Below are 18,248 nucleotides of genomic sequence, written 5' to 3' on the forward strand. Positions count from 1 at the left end.
GATGACCGGGTGCGACTGCGTCGGGTGTCCGTGACCTCCCTCGGGTACTCGCGGCGCCCGAAGGGCGACGCCTGGGTGTTCCTCGACATCGAGGGTCTTCCGCTCACCGACGAGGACGAGCTCGCGCGGTGCACGCGCCTCGCGGTCCCGCCCGCCTGGTCCGACGTCTGGATCTGTCGCTACCCGAACGGGCACATCCAGGCGTTCGGGCGCGACGTCGCCGGTCGCGGCCAGTACCTCTACCACGAGCAGTGGCAGGTGCGGCGCGCGCGGCGCAAGCACGACCACGTGCTCGACGTCGGCCGGCGCCTGCCCGCGGCCCGGCGCCGCGTCGCGCGCGAGCTCGCGCAGCCCGGCATGGGTCGCGACACGGTGCTCGCCCTCGCGTTCCGGCTGCTCGACCTCGCGTACTTCCGTGCCGGGGGCGAGATCTACGCGAAGCAGAACAACAGCTACGGCCTGGCGACGATCCGCAAGGAGCACGCGCGGGTCCGGCGCGACGGGAGCGTGCACTTCCGCTACCCCGCGAAGTCGGGCCAGGTGCGCGACGTCGTCGTGGACGACCCGGTGGTCGCCGACCTGGTCACGACGCTCAAGCGGCGCCGCGGCGGTGTCGAGCTGCTCGCGTGGCGCGAGGACGGCCCCGACGGGCGCGCCGGGTGGCACGACGTCACGAGCGCCGACGTGCAGGCGGGGATCAAGGAACGGCTCGGCGACGACGCGACCCCCAAGGACTTCCGCACCTGGCACGCGACGGTCCTCGCGGCGAGGGCGCTCGCGGACGCCGGCGCTGCACCCGCCTCCGAGCGGGCGCGGCGCAAGGTCGTCACGGGGATCGTCAAGGACGTCGCGGAGGAGCTCGGGAACACGCCCGCCGTCGCGCGGTCCTCGTACATCGACCCGCGCCTGTTCGACCTGTGGGAGCGCGGCGAGACCATCGGGTCCACACGCTCGCAGACGCGGGCCGAGCGCGAGCTCCTGGAGCTCCTCTCATGAGGGCCGCCGTCACCGGGGTCACCGGGTACGTGGGCGGGCGGCTCGTGCCCGAGCTGCTGCGCGCGGGGTTCGAGGTGCGCGCGCTGGCACGCCACCCCGAGCGGCTCGCGGGGCGCGAGTGGGTGCACGACGTCGAGGCGGTGGCCGCCGACGCCGCCGACCTCGAGCAGACCCGCGCGGCGCTCGAGGGCGCCGACGTCGCGTACTACCTGGTGCACTCGCTCGGCACCGGCAGCACGTTCGAGGCGCGCGACCGCCGCACCGCGCTGACGTTCGCGCGCGCGGCGCGCGAGGCGGGCGTCGGGCGGATCGTGTACCTCGGCGGGATGTTCCCGGACGTCCCGGAGGGTGAGCTCTCGCGCCACCTGGCCTCGCGCAAGGAGGTCGGTGAGATCCTGCTCGCGTCGGGCGTCCCCACGACGGTCCTGCAGGCGGCGGTGATCCTCGGCTCCGGGTCCGCGTCGTTCGAGATGATGCGCTACCTCACCGAGCGGCTCCCGGCCATGACGACGCCGAAGTGGGTCGACAACCGCATCCAGCCCATCGCGGTGCGGGACGTGCTGCGCTACCTGGTGGGGTCCGCGACGATGCCGCCCGACGTCTCGCGCGCGTTCGACGTCGGCGGGCCCGACGTCCTCACGTACCGCGACATGATGCAGCGCTACGCGAGGGTGGCCGGGCTCCCCCGCCGCGCGATCGTCAGCGTCCCGGTGCTCACGCCGAAGCTCTCGAGCCACTGGGTCGGGCTCGTCACGCCCGTGCCGTCGGGCATCGCACGACCGCTCGTCGAGTCGCTCCAGCACGAGGTCGTGTGCCGGGAGCACGACATCCGGCAGTACGTGCCCGACCCTCCCGAGGGGCTCCTCGGGTTCGACCGCGCCGTCGGGCTGGCCCTGGAACGCATCCACGACGGTGAGGTGGTGACGCGCTGGTCGTCGGCCTCGGTCCCGGGAGCGCCGTCGGACCCGCTGCCGAGCGACCCCGACTGGGCCGGCGGCTCGCTGTACGTCGACGAGCGGCGGACCGTCGTCGACGCACCGCGCGACGTGCTGTGGCGCGTCGTCGAGGAGATCGGCGGGCAGGGCGGCTGGTACTCGTGGTCGCTCGCGTGGCGCGTGCGCGGGCTCCTGGACCGCGCCGTCGGCGGGCCCGGGCTGCGTCGCGGTCGGCGCGACGAGCGGCACCTGCGCGTCGACGACGAGCTCGACTGGTGGCGCGTCGAGGCGATCGAGCCGGGTCGTCGACTGCTGCTCCGGGCCGAGATGCGCCTCCCGGGGCTCGCCTGGCTCGAGCTGCGCGTCGACGAGGCCGCCGCCGAGCTCCCCGACGCGACCGACCCCGACGCGCCCGGACCCTCGCCCGAGGACGCGAGCGGGCCCGGCCGGACCTACTTCGCGCAGCGCGCGCTGTTCTACCCGCACGGCCTCGCGGGCCAGCTCTACTGGTGGGCGGTCAAGCCCTTCCACGGCGTCGTGTTCGGCGGGATGCAGCGCAACGTCGCCGCCGCCGCGGAGCGCGCCGCTGACGACGGCTAAACGTTTCGCCGTCGCGCACGTCCTTGACCCCGGCTCCGCCGCGTCCGGACAGTGGCGTCGGACCTGCGTCGACGCGGACGCAGCCGGACCGAGAGGCAGCCATGCACCCACGACCCACCGCGGCCCTCGCCGCGGGCGCCCTGCTCGTCGCGAGCCTCGCGGCCACGACCCCGGCCTCTGCCGCGCCGAGCCCGGCGTCGAGCCCACCGTCGAGCGCAGCGCCGGCCCACGCAGCGGCCACCGCGGCGGCCGCGGAGCCCAACTACGCCGAGGCGCTCCAGAAGTCCTTGTTCTTCTACGACGCGCAGCGTTCGGGCGACCTCCCCGACGACTTCCGGGTGAGCTGGCGCGGCGACTCCGCGCTCGACGACGGCGCCGACGTCGGGCTGGACCTCACGGGCGGCTGGTACGACGCGGGCGACCACGTGAAGTTCGGGCTGCCCATGGCGTTCACGACGACGATGCTCGCGTGGGGCGCGATCGCGAGCCCCGACGGGTACGCGGCGTCGGGCCAGCGGGACGAGCTGCTCGACTCGCTGCGCTGGGTCAACGACTACTTCATCAAGGCCCACCCCGAGCCGGACGTGCTCTACGCGCAGGTCGGCGACGGCGACGCGGACCACAAGTGGTGGGGCCCCGCCGAGGCGATGCAGATGGCCCGGCCGGCGTACAAGGTCGACCGGTCGTGCCCCGGGAGCGACGTCGCGGGCGAGACCGCGGCGGCCATGGCCGCGTCGTCGATCGTCTTCGCGGACTCCGACCCGGCGTACGCGGCCGAGCTCGTCGAGCACGCCGAGCAGCTCTACGCCTTCGCCGACACCTACCGGGGCAAGTACTCCGACTGCGTGCCCGTGGGCGCGTTCTACAACTCGTGGTCCGGCTACCAGGACGAGCTCGTGTGGGGCGCGGCGTGGCTGTACGAGGCGACGGGCGACACGGCGTACCTCGCGAAGGCCGAGCAGGAGTACGCCGGCCTCTCGCGCGAGAACCAGACGAGCACGCCGTCGTACCGCTGGACGATCGCGTGGGACGACAAGACGTACGGTGCGTACGCGCTCCTGGCCCAGGCGACCGGCGAGCAGCAGTACGTCGACGACGCGAACCGGTGGCTCGACTACTGGACCACGGGGTACCAGGGGTCGCGCGTGCGGTACTCCCCCGGCGGGCAGGCGTTCCTCGACTCGTGGGGCTCGCTGCGCTACGCCGCGAACACGGCGTTCGTCGCGCTGACCTACGGCGAGTGGCTGCGGGGTCGCGGCGACACGACCCGCGCGCAGACCTACCAGGACTTCGGCGAGCGCCAGATCGGCTATGCGCTCGGCGACAACCCGCGCGGCGCCTCGTACGTCGTCGGGTACGGCGAGGGCTCGCCGCAGAACCCGCACCACCGCACCGCGCACGGCTCGTGGCTCGACTCGCTCGCCGAGCCCGCGGCGACGCGGCACGTGCTGTACGGCGCGCTCGTCGGAGGTCCGGGTGCACAGGACGACGCCTACACGGACAGCCGCTCGGACTACGTCGCGAACGAGGTCGCGACGGACTACAACGCCGGCTTCACGTCGGCGCTCGCGTTCCTCGTCGGCGAGCACGGGGGTGTCCCGCTCGCCGACTTCCCCCAGCCCGAGACCCCTGACCAGGACGAGTTCTTCGTCGAGTCGCGCCTCAACCAGCCCGGCACCGCGTTCACGGAGATCAAGGCCGTGCTGCGCAACCGGTCGGCCTTCCCGGCGCGCGTGCTCGACGACGTCCGCCTGCGGTACTGGTTCACGCTCGACGACGGCGCCGACCCGGCGACCCTGCGCGCCACGACGAACTACTCCGAGTGCCCCGGCGCGACGGCGGGCGTCGGCCACGCGGGCGGCGACCAGTACTTCGTCGAGATCGACTGCTCGGGCTCGGTCGTCTACCCCGGCGGCCAGTCCCAGCACCGCCGCGAGGTGCAGTTCCGGGTGACGGCGGACGTCTGGGACGCCTCGGACGACTGGTCGTTCGCTCAGGTCGCGACCGGCGACACGCTCACGAAGAACGCCCGCATCACCCTCTACGAGGGTGCCGAGCTGCTGTGGGGCGACGAGCCGTCGTCCGGTCCGGTCGAGCCGGACACCACGCCGCCGTCGACGCCGGGAGCGCCGACGGTCTCGGGCGTCACCGCGACCGGGGCGTCCCTCGCGTGGGCGCCCTCCTCGGACGCGGGCAGCGGCGTCGCCGGCTACGACGTGCTGGTCGACGGCGTCCGGGTCGCGACCACGTCGGGCACCAGCCAGGCCCTGACGGGTCTCGCGCCCGAGACGACCTACCGCGTCGCCGTCGTCGCGACCGACCGCGCCGGGAACGCGTCGGCACCCGGTCCTGCGGCGACCTTCACGACCCCGGCGACGTCGACGGGTCCCGCGCCCGGCGCGTGCGCCGTCCGGTGGTCGTCGAGCGACTGGGGCTCGGGCGGGACCGTGACCCTCCGGCTCACGAACACCGGGACCACGCCGCTCGACGGGTGGACGCTCGCGTTCATCCTCCCGTCCAGGCAGACGGTGACGAACGGCTGGAGCGCGACGTGGACGCAGTCGGGCGCCGACGTCACGGTGCGGTCCGCCGCGTGGAACGGCACCCTCGCCCCGGGGGCGTCCGTCGAGGTCGGCGCGAACGTCGCGCACGGCGGGGTGAACACGCCGCCGGCGGGCTTCACGCTGGTCGGCGCGTCGAGCGGGACGGCGTGCGGCGTGGGGTGAACCCGCGCGGCGGCCGAGGATGATCGTCGCCTGCGTCGGGACGCTGCTCCCCGGCGCGGGCGACGGTCATCTCCGGCGGCGGAAGGTCAGCGGCTCCTCGACGAACGGTTCCCACGCCGCACGCTCGGTCTCCGTGATGCGGCGGGGTGAACCGGTCGCCGCGTCGACCACGACGATCGTGGTCACGGCCTTCGCGTAGGGGGCTCCGCCCGAGGTGGGACCGGTGCGCTCGAAGCGGGCGGCGCCGTCGTGCACCTCGTAGCAGACCTCCAGGCTCGCGCCGCCCAGGTGCCCGATCCACAGCTCGACCCGCACGGGCGTGCGCGTGAAGCCGAGCGGGCGCAGGTACTCGATCTCCTGCCGCGCGACGAGCGTGTGGCTCGTCGCGGCCGGCCCGGTCTCGAGGACAGCCGTCGGCCAGGCGTCCTCGCCCGCCTCGGGGTGGGTCCAGAACGCCGTGATGCGCGCGTCCTCGAGCAGCCGGAACATCTCGACGTTGTTCACGTGGGCGTACGCGTCGAGGTCCGACCACCGCAGGGAGACGGGGACGTGCAGGCGGGTCATTCGGAGGTCCTCTCGCTCGACGGGGCGCGGCTGACGTTACCTCGTGACCGGCGGGTCAGGAGGCCGCGACGAGGGCCGCGGCGCGACAGCTCGCGAGCGCGGACAGCTCCTCGCCCACCGGGAGCCGCACGAGACGGTCGGCGACCTGCCCGACGGCGTCGCGCAGGCGGCGTCGGGCCCGGGCCGCGCGGCGACGCCCGCCCACGGACGCGGCGGCGCGCGAGAGCAGGGCGACGAGGACGCCGACGACGATGCCGCCGAGCGCGAGCAGGGTCGGCCACGGCAGCTCGGGCGCGCCCGGCCCGCCGAGCGTCAGCACGGGCGTCGGCGGCTCGGGCAGGCGCAGGTACGTGAACCCCCACAGCGCGGCGAGCCACAGCAGCCCGACGACGAGCGCCGCGAGCACGAGCCACTGGAACGCGCCCACGACGCGCCACCACACGGGGCGGCGCGACGCCTCGAGCTCCGTCCCGGCCACCGCCTGGTCGAGCGCGTCGGCGAGGTCCGCGGCGCCCTCGGAGGCCCGACGGCGCACGGCGAGCGCCCAGTCGTCGGGAAGGCCCGCGGTGGCCTCGGCCGCGTAGTCGCGCACGGCCGTCTGCGCACCGGCGCGCAGCGCCGCGCCGACCGCGGGGAGCGACGTCCGGGCGAGCTCGGGGCGCACCTCGGCCTCGCCTGACCCGAGCTCCTTCGCGGTGCGTGCCCGCGCCGATCCCGGGGCGGGTCCGGTCCGCAGCCCGATGCGCCGCAGCGGGTCGGGGCGGAACCGCCCGACCCAGCGCGTGACGGGCCAGCCGGTCGCGGCGCGCGCGTCGCGGACCGCCGAGCCCCGCACGGCCGCGACGACCGTCGGTACGCCGGCGGCGGCCTCGAGCGCGTCCACGAGGCCGTCGCGCGCCCGGCGTGCGGCCCGCTCCGGGACGGGCTCGCCGCACGCGGCGGCGACGCGCCGGGCCACCGCGCGCACGTCGGCGGCGAGCCGGTCGTTCGCCGCACGGCGTCGCGCGGCGGCGTCCGCGAGCAGGCCGCGCAGCTCGTCCAGGCCCTGGCCCGTGCGCGCCGAGACCCCGAGGACGCGGGCGTCACCGAGCCCGTCCTCGGCGGCGAGGCGGCGCAGGTCCGCGAGGCACGCGTCCGCGTCGGCGGGCGAGAGCCGGTCCACCTGGTTGAGCACCAGCACGACGACCGAGCCGTGCCCCGCGAGCGGGCGCAGGTAGCGCTCGTGCAGCGCGGCGTCCGCGTACTTCTGCGGGTCGACGACCCACACGAGCAGGTCCGCACGCTCGACGAGGCGCTCCGCGCGCACGCGGTGCTCGACGACGACCGAGTCGTGGTCCGGCAGGTCGAGCAGCACGAGACCGCTCGTGACCTCTGCGGCGCGCCGGCCCTTGAGGAGCCCGCGGAGCCCACCGCCAGCCCGCGCGTCGTCGGGGTCCCCCGACGTGAGCGGCGTGCCCATCTCGTGCCGGCGCCGCACCTCGAGCCAGTCGAGGAGCGCCCCGGCCCCTGCCGCGCCGGGCGTGGTGCTGGACGGGCTGCCGCTCGCCGGGTGCGCCGCCCCACCGGTGCCCCACACGGCCGCCAGGGGGTGCGCCGTCGTCGGCCGCTGGACCCCGACCGTCGCGAGATCGTCCCCGGCGAGCGCGTTGAAGACCGACGACTTGCCCGAGCCCGTCGCGCCGGCGAGCGCGACGACGGTGTGGTCGGCCGAGAGGCCCGCCCGCTCGCGCGCACGCGCGACGACGGTGCGCGCGTCGGCGAGCAGGTCGGCGTCCACGCGCCCTTCGCCCGCGCGGACGGCGGTCTCGAGGGCGGACGTGCGCGCGGCGAGGTCGATCGTCATGCGCGCTCACCGCCCAGGAGCCGCCGCCAGAACCCGGGGCGCGGCGCGGGCGCCGGACCTTCCTCGCCCGGTGCGGCGACCGGATCGTCCTCCGGCGCCGCACGCCACCCCGCGCCGCGCAGGAGCCGTGCGGCGTGCCGTCCGACCGCGGCGCGACCCGCGTCGGGGGCCGCGCCTCGCGTGGAGCGCTCGACGCGCGCCGCCGCCTCGACCGCCCGCGCGGCCTCGCGCACCGAGCGCGCCGTCTCGTCCGCGTCGGCCGTGCCGAGCGCGTCGAGCTGGGCCGTGTAGCGCCGGGCCTCGTCGTCGAGCACGGCCCGCACCCGCTCGGCGAGGCGCTCGCGCGCGGTGCGCGTGAGGCGGCGCACCGCGTCGTCGCCGAACACGGCCTCGAGCAGCTTCTGCGCGAGGATCGCGGTGCCGCCGGCGATGCCGACCTCGGCCCCGGTGAGCCCGCCGGTCGACGCGAACACCACGACCATGAGGCTCAGCCCCAGGCCGTTGATCCCGAACGACAGCGCGCGTGCCGCCCCGCGCTTGCCCGCCCCCTGCTCGCGTACCAGGTCGAGGACGTCCGACTGCCAGCCCCGGATCTCCTCGGCGACCCGCGCCCGCACGCCCGCGGACGACCGCGAGAGGTCGAGCCCGTCCAGCAGCGCCGTGCCGGCCGGGTCGGCGCGCCACCCGCCGTACGCGCGCTCCGCGGCCGCGTCCGTCGCGTCGAGGACGACGGCCTCCAGCCCGTGCGCGATCGCCTGCTCCACCTGCGGTGCCTGCGCGGGTCGCCCGCGGAAGAACGCCGCGACGGCGTCGCGCACGCGCCCCACGCCCTGCTCCACGGACCGGAACAGCTCGCTCGTCCCGACGAAGTCCTGCCAGCGAGCGAGCACCTCACCGCGCAGCAGCGCCCCGTCGCTCGTCGCGGCGTCCACGGTCGCCGCGGCCTCGTCGTACGCGCGTCCGACGACGGCCCGCAGCCGCGCGTCGGACGTCGCCTGGGCGTCGGCCGCGCCCGCCACGAGGACGGCCCGCCGCACGAGGTCGTCCACGACGCCGTCCCGCGTCGCGGTCGCGACCCGGTCGCGCGCGTCGCCGTCCGCGCCGAGCGCGGACAGCCACGACGCGACCTCCGCGACCGAGGGCTCCGGGAGGAAGCCGTCCACCAGCTCCGACTCCCCCACCGCGAACAGCGGCGCGGCGTCCAGCCCGTTCTCGTCCATCATGCGGCGCAGGTCGTCGGCCACGGCCTCGGCGCCCGGGTCGACCCGGTCGAGCACGATCGCGACCTGCGCACGACGCTCGGCCGCGCGGTGCAGCAGGTCCCACGGGACCGCGTCGGCGTAGCGCGCGGCGGTCGTGACGAAGAGCCACAGGTCTGCGGCCGCGAGGAGCTGGGCGGCGAGCTCGCGGTTCGCCGTCTCCACGGAGTCGACGTCGGGCGCGTCCACGAGCGCGAGCCCCTGCGGCAGCGCGTCGCTCGCCACGAGTCGCAGCGTGCGCGTCGGGTCAGGCTGCCCCGCGGGCGCGGTCCCGCCCGTGGTGACGTCGGCGCCCGGGCGGGGTCCGTGCTCGCTCACGCGTGCGAGGCCCGGCAGGACGCGATCGGTGGAGAACCACCGCTCGTCGAGCGGGTGGTGGACCAGGACGGGCGCGCGCGTCGTCGGCCGCAGCACGCCGGGCGCGGAGACGTGCTCGCCCAGCAGGGAGTTCACGAGCGTCGACTTGCCCGCGCCGGTCGACCCGCCGACGACGACGAGCAGCGGCGCGGCGTGCGACCGCAGCCGGGGCAGCAGGTAGTCGTCGAGCTGGTGCACCGCCAGGTCGAGGTCCTCGCGCGCCGCCGCCGAGCCCGGCAGGTCCAGCGGCAGCCGCGCGGCCGCGAGCCGGCCGCGCAGGATCTCCAGGGACTCGACGAGCCCGGCCGTCGCCGCGGCGCCCGCGGCGATCGACCCGTCCGGGGCGGCGCCGTCCCGTGCCTCGGCGTCCCCTCCGGACGCGTCCGCGCGGACCGCGTCGTCTCCGGGGTCACCGCTGGCTGTCATCCCGCCAGTCTGCCGGAACGCCGCTGGTCAGGCCCGGTGTGACACGGCCGCCGCACGAGATCGACCCGCCCGGCACCAGATCGGCCCCCCGAGGGTCGATCTGGAACGCACGGGTCGATCTCGCGGTCGTGGCTCACTCCCTCAGGCGACGTCGGAGCCACGCGACCCCGACCTCGGCCTGCGCCCGCTGGAACGCCCGCACGTGCGGGATGCCCGGGGGCGCAGGGTCGAGCGAGGACGCGAGGAAGTACCCCGTGAGCGCCGCGAGGTAGCAGGTCACGGCGTCGGGCTCGACGTCGCGCGGCAGCGGGTGGCGCCGCAGCACCTCCTCCGGCGGCGGCCCGCCCTCGACCTGCACGGCCGGGAGCATGCCGACCGCGTCGCAGAACGCGGCGCCGCGCGCGGCGTACGGCCAGTCGACGGCGACGGCGACGGGCCTGTTCCTGGCGCGCTCGCCGCGGGCCGCGGCGCCGGGCGCCGCGCGCCCCACGAGCAGGGCGTTGTCACCCCGGAGGTCGCCGTGGACGAGGTGGTCGCCCGCCGTGGCCTCGGGCCAGGGCTCGGCGAGCGCCGCGAGGCGGTCGAGCCGGGCCGCGACCCACGGGTCGTAGGTGCCGAGGCCCTGCGGGCGGCGCTCCGCGAGGTCCTCCCACTCGCGCCACTCGACGGTCTCGGCGAACCGCGGGAGCGGTGTCTCCGCGGGAACCTCGACCTCAGCGACACGGCGCGCGAGGTTGGCCACCGCGGCGAGCTCGTCATCCCGCCACGGCGTGGCGACGGACCGGCCGGGCACGGCGTCGAACGCGAGCGCGACCCACTCGCCGGCCCCGTCGAGGTCGCCGTCGAGGACCCACCGGAGCGCGGGAGCCGGAGTCTGCGCGGGCAGCGCCGCGGCGACGCGCGCCTCGAGCCGGTACAGGTCGCGGGTGAACGCGTGCTCGGGCCCGACCGCCTTGACGAACACGTCCCCGCCGCTCGTCCGCAGCGTCGACGCGAGCCCCTGCGAGTAGCCGCCGTCGTGGCTCGTCCACCCCGAGACGTCGGCGCCCAGCCGGGACTCGACGGCGGCGCGTACGGCCTGCGGGAGGTCGGGCCAGGTGGGGCGTACGCGTGCGGGCGCCAGGTCGAGGGTCATGCCGCGCGATCCTGCCGAGGGCCCGAGGGCGGCGTCAACGGGATTCCGCGCCCCGGGGGCAGCGCGGGCGCGGGACCGCGGGCTCCGGGACCCACGGGCATCCGGACGCACCCGGACGCACAGACGCCGGGCGGGAACGCGTCCCGCCCGGCGTCGTGGTCGACCGAGGTCGCGGCGTCAGTCGCGCGTGAGCTTGCGGTACGTCACGCGGTGCGGACGCGCCGCGTCGGCGCCGAGGCGCTCGACCTTGTTCTCCTCGTAGGACGCGAAGTTGCCCTCGAACCAGTACCAGTTCGCCGGGTCCTCCTCCGTGCCCTCGTACGCGAGGATGTGCGTCGCGACGCGGTCGAGGAACCACCGGTCGTGGGACACGACGACGGCGCAGCCGGGGAACTCGAGCAGCGCGTTCTCCAGCGAGCCCAGGGTCTCGACGTCGAGGTCGTTGGTCGGCTCGTCGAGCAGCAGGAGGTTGCCGCCCTGCTTGAGCGTGAGCGCGAGGTTGAGGCGGTTGCGCTCACCGCCGGACAGCACGCCCGCGGGCTTCTGCTGGTCCGGCCCCTTGAACCCGAACGACGCGACGTACGCGCGCGAGGGGATCTCGACGTTGCCCACCTTGATGAAGTCGAGCCCGTCGGACACGACCTCCCACAGCGTCTTCTTGGGGTCGATGCCGCCGCGGGACTGGTCGACGTAGGAGATCGAGACCGTCTCGCCGACCTTGAGGTCCCCGCCGTCGAGCGGCTCGAGCCCGACGATCGTCTTGAACAGGGTCGTCTTGCCGACGCCGTTGGGGCCGATGACGCCGACGATGCCGTTGCGCGGCAGCGTGAAGCTCAGGCCGTCGATGAGCTGGCGACCGTCGAAGCCCTTCTGGAGGTTCGACGCCTCGAGGACCAGGTTGCCCAGGCGCGGGCCCGGCGGGATCTGGATCTCCTCGAAGTCGAGCTTCCTGGTGCGCTCCGCCTCGGCCGCCATCTCCTCGTACCGGGCGAGGCGGGCCTTCGACTTGGTCTGGCGGCCCTTGGCGTTGGACCGGACCCACTCGAGCTCCTCCTTGAGGCGCTTGGCGAGCTTCGCGTCCTTCTTGCCCTGGACCTGGAGGCGCTCGCCCTTCTTCTCGAGGTAGGTCGAGTAGTTGCCCTCGTAGGGGTACAGGCGGCCGCGGTCGACCTCGCAGATCCACTCCGCGACGTGGTCGAGGAAGTACCGGTCGTGGGTGACGGCGAGGATCGCGCCGGGGTACGTCGCGAGGTGCTGCTCGAGCCACAGCACGGACTCGGCGTCCAGGTGGTTCGTGGGCTCGTCGAGCAGCAGGAGGTCCGGCTTCTCCAGCAGGAGCTTGCACAGCGCGACGCGGCGGCGCTCACCACCGGAGAGCACGGACACGTCGGCGTCCGGCGGCGGGCAGCGCAGCGCGTCCATCGCCTGCTCGAGCTGGGAGTCGAGGTCCCACGCGTCCGCGGCGTCGATGGCCTCCTGGAGCGTGCCCATCTCCGCGAGGAGCGCGTCGAAGTCGGCGTCGGGCTCCGCCATGAGCGCGGAGATCTCGTCGAAGCGCTGCTTCTTGGCGAGGATGTCCGCGACGGCCTCCTGGACGTTGCCGAGGACCGTCTTCTCCTCGTTGAGCGGCGGCTCCTGGAGCAGGATGCCGACGCTGTAGCCCGGGGAGAGGCGCGCCTCGCCGTTCGAGGGCGTGTCCAGGCCCGCCATGATCTTGAGGATCGTGGACTTCCCGGCGCCGTTGGGGCCCACGACGCCGATCTTGGCGCCGGGCAGGAAGTTCAGGGAGACGTCGTCGAGGATGACCTTGTCTCCGTGCGCCTTGCGCGCCTTGTACATGGAGTAGATGAACTCAGCCACAGCCTGTCGTTCCACCGTTTCGGTCGGGAGAGGTACGGGATTCGTCGACCACTCAGCCTACGCGGTCGGGCCGCCGGGGCGCGCCCGACGGCGCCGCGACCCCCGCGGGCCGCGGCACCGCCCGCACGGAGCCGCTCAGGCGGACGCCAGCGCGCCGGTCTCGGCGTCGGCGTCGTCCTCGGACTCCTCGCGGGGCTCGCCCGCGAGCGCCGTGCCGGCGTCCGCGAGGGTCCACGGGTCGTCGAGCGCGCGCCCGTCGAGCGGTCCGCCCTCGAACGCGGTGCCGTCGTGCGCCGTGGCACCCGGTCCGCCGGACGACCGGTCCGCCCCGCCCCCGCCACCGGGGGACGCGGCGATGCCGGCCGCGTCGCCCCGGCGCGCGCCGTCGTCCTCCCTCCGGTGGACGGTGCGGGCGAACCGCGCCTCACCGAGCGTGAGGTCGGGGCCGAGCGCCGTGGCCTCCACGACGAGACTGGTGCGCGGGCCGTCAGGGCCGTCCCACTCGTCGAGCGAGAGCCGCCCCGTGACCACCACGGGGTCGCCCTTGTGCAGGGACAGCGCGACGTTGCGCGCGACGTGCTTCCACGCCTTCACGGTGAACCACAGCGTGCGGCCGTCGACCCACTCGCCGCGCTCGCGGTCGAGGTAGCGGCGCGTCTGGGCGATGCGGAAGCTCGTGAAGTCGTTGCCGGACTGCGAGCGGAACAGCGTGGGCGTGGTCGCGACGAAGCCGGACAGCGTGACCGTGACGTCACCGGGCATGGTTCCTCCTGAGGTCGGCGGCCGGGCTGGTCCCGGCCACCGCCTCAGGGTGCTGTCGGAGCGGCGGCGCCGTCCGTCGTCGTGCCCTCGCCTGTGGACGGGTCACCGAGATCCGGGCCTGTGGGTAGGCGTAGCGCCCCGGTGAGCGGCGCCGCCGGGGCCTTGTCCCGGGCGGACTGTGCCAGCTCGCGGACCTGGCGGTGGGTGTCGAGGAGCGCCTGGGTCGGCTTGCCCATCGCGTCCTGCACGACGCGCTCGATCGCTCCGCGGCCGGAGGCGAGCACCTGCTGCTCGCGGCGTCGCGCGAGGGTGCGCCGCACCTGGAGCGCGACGAGGAACGCGACCACCGCGCCGAGCACGGCGACCGCCGCGACGATCGCGCACACGGTGACGAGCGTCCGCCCGAGGTCGAGCACGCGCAACGAGCCCAGCACCGCGAGCACGCCCGCGACGACCCCGACCGCGAGGGCGACCCACGCCGCGCGCCGCGTCGGGCGCGACGACGACGGCCCGCGCGTGTCGAGGGGGATCTTCGCGAGTGCGGACCGCGTCGCCTCCGCGACCTTGCCCGCCGGCGCGACCGCGTCGTCGAGCGCCTTCTGCCACCCCGGTCGCAGCGACCGCCCCGCGCGGGCGAGCCAGCGCGAGCGCGAGAGCGCGACGGCGTCGGGCTGCGGGGGCGAGAACTCGGGCCTGCCGTAGCCGTTGCGCACGGCCGCGCCGACCTGGCCGGCGACGGCGGCGAGGCCGGTCGCGTCGGCGAGCGCGTCGACCTCCTCCTCGACGGCCGTGCTCATGGTCCACGGGACGTCGCCCGGGAGCTGCTCCAGCAGGAGCGCACCCGCCCGGTCGAGCTCGCCCGCGACGCGGCTCGCGGCGACGCTACGCCGCGCGACGGCCTGCTCGAGCAGCGAGCGCAGCTCGTCCAGCCCCTCGCCCGTGCGCGCGGAGACGGTCGTGACGTAGACGCCGTCGAGCCCGTCCTCCTCGAGCAGCCGCCCCATGTCCTCGACGAGCGCCGCGCGGCGCGCCTCGGGGACGGTGTCGATCTGGTTGAGCGCGACGACCATCGACCCCTCGAGCCCTGCCGACTTCTGGAGGTAACCGGAGTGCAGCGCGTCGTCCGCGTACTTCTGCGGGTCCACGACCCACACGAGCAGGTCGACGAGCGGGAGCACCCTGTCGACGACGTCGCGGTGCGCCGGCTCGATCGAGTCGTGGTCCGGCAGGTCGAGCAGGACGAGTCCGCCGAGCGCCGCCTCGTCCTCGGCGTCGAGCTCGCCGTCACGCGTGATCCGGCGCTCCGGGTCCACGGCGAGCCAGTCGAGCAGGGCCGTCGCCGCGCCGCTCCACGAGCACGCCGTGACGCGCGCCGTCGTCGGGCGCTTCACGCCGACGTCCGCGAAGTCGAGCCGGGACACGCGGTTGAACAGGCTCGACTTGCCCGACCCGGTGCCGCCCGCGAGCGCGACGACCGTGTGGTCGACGCCGAGGACGAGGCGCTCGCGCACGCCCCCGATCGCGTCGCGCACCTGGGCCGCGACCGCGGGGTCGAGGCGGTCCCCCGCGAGGTCCACCGCGCGCGCGAGGTCGTCGACCCGGGCACGCAGCTGGGCGTCGTGGGACGTCACATGAGCCTCCTCAGCTCGGCGAGCCGTAGGCGCAGCCCGACGGCGGCGTCCGCGGCGAGCGCGGGGTCGGCGAGCGCGGTGAGGACGGGCTCCGCCTCGCGCTCGACCATGGTGACGGCCCGGTCGGCCAGGTCGTCGCGCAGCGCCGCGAGCGCGTCGTCGCCCGTGTCGGCGAGCACGGTCCGCACCAGGCGGGCCGCGTCGTCGCTCCCGGCGGCACCTGCGAGCAGCAGCGCGGCCAGCCCGGTCTCGCCGAACGCCTTCACTGCGGCCCGGGCGGGCTCGCTCGCCGTCGACGCGGCGAGATCGGACACGACCTGCTCGGCCCGCCGGGACCACTGGAGCACCTGGGTCGTGGCCGAGGCCTCGCGGCGCGCCGCGGCGTCCTCCTCGGTCGGCAGGACGTCGGCGGCGCCCGGCAGCGGCCGGTCCCCGTCGAGCGCCGCGCGCAGCGCCTCGTGGGCCAGGACGCCGTTCGCGGCGAGCGTGCGGTGCGCGGCGTCGCGCGTCTCCTCGAGGAGCGGGGCGAGCACGAGGTCGCGCGCGCGTCCGCGCCGCTTGGACGACCGGACCACGCCGCCGCGCACCTTGACGCGGTCCACGCGCTCGGCGCCCGTCACCTGGGCCCACCGCGCCTCGAGCGACCCGTGCGCGACGGCACCGTCCAGCACGGCCTGCCGCGCGGCGTCGCGCACGGGCGGGACCGCCTTCTCCGCCGCCGAGCGCAGGTCGGCCGCGGCCTCCACCTGCTGCTCCACCGCGTCCGAGACGCCCGTGACCCACGCGGGCAGCGCACCGAGCGCACCCTTGAGCGTGCGCACGATCACCGCGCGCGACCGGTCCGGGCCCGCGAGCATCGTCAGCCAGCGCGCGACCGGCGCCACGACCGCGCGGTCGAGCAGCCCCTCGTGCGGGCCGACGTCGGGCACGACGAACAGCGGGGTCCCGTCCATGCCGTGGTCCCGCAGGCGCTGGAGCAGGTCGCCGCGGATCGTCGTCAACGTCTCGCGCGGGACACGGTTGAGCACCATCGCGACGCTCGCGCCGCGCTCCTTCGCGCGCGACAGCGCCTGCCACGGCAGCGCGTCGCCGTAGCGCGAGGCGGTCGTGACGAACAGCCACAGGTCCGCCGCCTCGAGCAGCAGGCTCGCCGTGTCGCGGTTCTCGGACAGGAGCGAGTCCAGGTCCGGCGCGTCGAGCAGGCCCGTGCCGCGCGGGACGCCGTCGTGGTCGACGACGCGCGCCACGCGCGTCACCGGGCCCTCGACGATCACGTCCGCGTCCAGCGGGTTGAACGCGAGCACCGGCTCGCGCGTCGTGGGCCGCAGGACGCCCGCCTGCGACACCTCCTCGCCGAGCAGCGAGTTGTACAGCGTCGACTTGCCGGCACCCGTCGAGCCCGCGATCACGACGATCGCCGGCGACGACAGCTCGCGCAGGCGCGGCAGCAGGTGCTCGTCGAGCTGCGTGAGGAGCCGGCGCCGCGAGGCGTCCGCCTCCGACGCGCTGTCGATCGTGAGCGGGAGGCGCACGTCCGCCACGTCGCGCCGCAGGTCGCGCGCGACGTCGTAGACCGTGACACCGAGCTCCTCGGTCGCCTTCGCGGGCCTCCACGAGCCCGGCGACCGGCCGGGCGCGGTGGGGCTCGCGTCGCTCGTGGCGGCGTCTGGGGTTCTCACTGGTTCATAGTGACGGCTGCCGGGGGCCCCGCCAAACGCACGCGCCGCACGACGCGCGACCATGCCACCTGCGGGTCCGTCACCACGGCCTCCACCTCCCGAGCACGCCCGACGCCCACTACGATGGGCGCGCGCCTCGATAGCTCAATGGATAGAGCAACGGCCTTCTAATCCGTAGGTTGCAGGTTCGAGTCCTGCTCGGGGCACCACTCCTCAGCCGAACGACGGCGCCGTCGCGTGGTCGATCTCGACCAGGTAGGCGTGCCGTTCCTCCCCGCGCGGGTAGGGGGCCGCCGGTGTAGAGGACGGAGAGGCGGTCGACGACCGCCCAGCCCGCGTCGCCGTCGAGCACCTCGACGACGCGCCCGCGCAGGGTCGCCATGACGTACGGGTTCCCGGTCTCCGTCACGGACACCGCGACGCGCGGGTCGCGCGCGAGGTTGCGGGCCTTGCGCGAGCCGGGGCCGGTGAGGAACGCGAGCCGGTCGCCCTCCCAGCCGACCCAGAGCGGCACGACGTGCGGGCCGCCGTCGGGCAGGACGGTCGCGAGGTGCGCGACGTGCGGGCCCGCGACGAGCGCGCGGGCGGCCTCGGGGACGTGGGCGGGGCCGGCGCTCACACGATCGCCCCGCACGAGAGGTCGACGACGACCCCCGTCGTCGCACCCGCGGCGTCGGACGCGAGGTAGACGGCCGTGCCGGCGACCTCGGAGAGTCGCGGCAGGCGGCCGAGCAGCGTGTCCTGGACGAGCATGGGCAGGTCGTCGTCCGACGCGCCGACGGTCTCGGGCGTGAAGTTGGGCCGGAGCCCGACGACCCGCACGCCGTGGCGGCCGACCTCGCCGGCGAGGCTGCGCACGAGCGTCTCGATCGACGCGCACGCGAGGCTGAACCCGCCCATCTCGTGACGCGACTCCCGCGCGGCCGTCGACGAGAGCATGACGATCGCCCCGGACCCCTGGGCGACCATGTGCCGCGCCGCGGCGGTCGCGGTGAGGAAGTGGGTGGTCGTCGCGGACACGATCGGCGCCACGAAGTCCTCGAGGGACATGTCGACGAGCGGGACGTTCTGGAGCACGTCGTAGGCGACGGCGTTGAACGACACGTCGAGGCTCCCCGCCTGCTCGACCACGCCGGCCGCGTGCGCGTCGACCGACTCCTTGTCCGTCGCGTCGACGACGGCGGCGTGCGCCTGCCCGCCGGCGGCGCGGATCTCCGCCGCGAGCGCGTCGAGCGTGGCGGCCGTGCGTCCCGCGAGGAAGACGCGCGCGCCCGCGGCGGCGAAGGCGCGGCTCACCGCCGACCCCATCGACCCCGCGGCCCCGTAGACCACCGCGTTCTTCCCGGCGAGCTGCATCTGACGTCCCTTCCTCGACGGCGGCGCGCACGTCCGCGGAGGGCGTGCGCAGCGAACTCTCGCAGACGGACGACGGCGCGGGCGGGCGGAACTCATCGGCCGCCCGGACGTTGGTTCTG

At 75.6% G+C, this 18,248-nt stretch carries 12 protein-coding genes, 1 tRNA gene and 1 pseudogene; 4 read left to right on the forward strand and 10 right to left on the reverse strand.

Annotated features, from left to right (window positions below):
- The first annotated feature begins 9 nt into the window (after window positions 1-9).
- The 3 genes from ACFVN3_RS06695 to ACFVN3_RS06705 all read left to right on the forward strand — a co-directional run bounded on the left by ACFVN3_RS06695 (window position 10) and on the right by ACFVN3_RS06705 (window position 5,257).
- Window positions 10-996, forward strand: coding sequence for a DNA topoisomerase IB (locus tag ACFVN3_RS06695; protein ID WP_378231882.1), 987 nt, complete (start codon window positions 10-12; stop codon window positions 994-996).
- Window positions 993-2,531: an SDR family oxidoreductase gene (locus tag ACFVN3_RS06700; RefSeq protein WP_378231884.1), complete on the forward strand. Its 1,539-nt coding sequence runs from the start codon at window positions 993-995 to the stop codon at window positions 2,529-2,531. The genes ACFVN3_RS06695 and ACFVN3_RS06700 overlap by 4 nt, the downstream gene beginning before the upstream one ends.
- Window positions 2,532-2,632: 101 nt before the next feature.
- Entirely contained in the window at window positions 2,633-5,257 is a 2,625-nt protein-coding gene (locus tag ACFVN3_RS06705) for a glycoside hydrolase family 9 protein (protein WP_378231885.1), read from the forward strand.
- Window positions 5,258-5,323: 66 nt separating this feature from the next.
- On the opposite strand, the gene ACFVN3_RS06710 is transcribed toward ACFVN3_RS06705, so the two are convergent.
- The 8 genes from ACFVN3_RS06710 to ACFVN3_RS06745 all read right to left on the reverse strand — a co-directional run bounded on the left by ACFVN3_RS06710 (window position 5,324) and on the right by ACFVN3_RS06745 (window position 16,773).
- Window positions 5,324-5,821, reverse strand: coding sequence for an acyl-CoA thioesterase (locus tag ACFVN3_RS06710; RefSeq protein ID WP_378231887.1), 498 nt, complete (start codon window positions 5,819-5,821; stop codon window positions 5,324-5,326).
- Window positions 5,822-5,876: 55 nt separating this feature from the next.
- Window positions 5,877-7,664, reverse strand: coding sequence for a dynamin family protein (locus tag ACFVN3_RS06715; protein ID WP_378231889.1), 1,788 nt, complete (start codon window positions 7,662-7,664; stop codon window positions 5,877-5,879).
- On the reverse strand, window positions 7,661-9,706 hold the full coding sequence (locus ACFVN3_RS06720; RefSeq protein WP_378231891.1) for a dynamin family protein: 2,046 nt from the start codon (window positions 9,704-9,706) through the stop codon (window positions 7,661-7,663). The genes ACFVN3_RS06715 and ACFVN3_RS06720 overlap by 4 nt, the downstream gene beginning before the upstream one ends.
- Before the next feature lie 133 nt (window positions 9,707-9,839).
- On the reverse strand, window positions 9,840-10,841 hold the full coding sequence (locus ACFVN3_RS06725; protein WP_378231893.1) for a phosphotransferase family protein: 1,002 nt from the start codon (window positions 10,839-10,841) through the stop codon (window positions 9,840-9,842).
- A gap of 177 nt (window positions 10,842-11,018) precedes the next feature.
- The gene (ettA, locus tag ACFVN3_RS06730) at window positions 11,019-12,701 is read right to left on the reverse strand and encodes an energy-dependent translational throttle protein EttA (protein WP_168731906.1); all 1,683 of its coding nucleotides are present in this window, start codon (window positions 12,699-12,701) and stop codon (window positions 11,019-11,021) included.
- Between the two features lie 135 nt (window positions 12,702-12,836).
- Window positions 12,837-13,463, reverse strand: coding sequence for a single-stranded DNA-binding protein (locus tag ACFVN3_RS06735; protein ID WP_378231895.1), 627 nt, complete (start codon window positions 13,461-13,463; stop codon window positions 12,837-12,839).
- A 44-nt stretch (window positions 13,464-13,507) separates the two neighbouring features.
- A complete protein-coding gene (locus ACFVN3_RS06740; protein WP_378231897.1) occupies window positions 13,508-15,094 on the reverse strand; it encodes an ABC transporter in 1,587 nt (528 codons plus the stop codon).
- A complete protein-coding gene (locus tag ACFVN3_RS06745; RefSeq protein ID WP_378231899.1) occupies window positions 15,091-16,773 on the reverse strand; it encodes a GTPase in 1,683 nt (560 codons plus the stop codon). Before ACFVN3_RS06745 ends, ACFVN3_RS06740 begins: the two co-directional genes overlap by 4 nt.
- 133 nt (window positions 16,774-16,906) lie before the next feature.
- Here ACFVN3_RS06745 and ACFVN3_RS06750 point away from each other — a divergent pair.
- A tRNA-Arg gene (locus ACFVN3_RS06750) sits at window positions 16,907-16,982 on the forward strand.
- Between the two features lie 92 nt (window positions 16,983-17,074).
- Here the strand turns inward: ACFVN3_RS06750 and ACFVN3_RS06755 are convergent.
- Window positions 17,075-17,407 (reverse strand): annotated as a pseudogene (locus ACFVN3_RS06755) (TIGR03618 family F420-dependent PPOX class oxidoreductase); the annotation flags it as partial.
- The gene (locus ACFVN3_RS06760; RefSeq protein WP_378231901.1) at window positions 17,389-18,129 is read right to left on the reverse strand and encodes an SDR family NAD(P)-dependent oxidoreductase; all 741 of its coding nucleotides are present in this window, start codon (window positions 18,127-18,129) and stop codon (window positions 17,389-17,391) included. The gene ACFVN3_RS06760 and the pseudogene ACFVN3_RS06755, both read right to left, overlap by 19 nt.
- Window positions 18,130-18,248: the final 119 nt, after the last annotated feature.

Origin of the sequence: Cellulosimicrobium sp. NPDC057862 (assembly GCF_042797035.1) — a bacterium.
In the GTDB taxonomy this organism is placed as follows: domain Bacteria; phylum Actinomycetota; class Actinomycetes; order Actinomycetales; family Cellulomonadaceae; genus Cellulosimicrobium.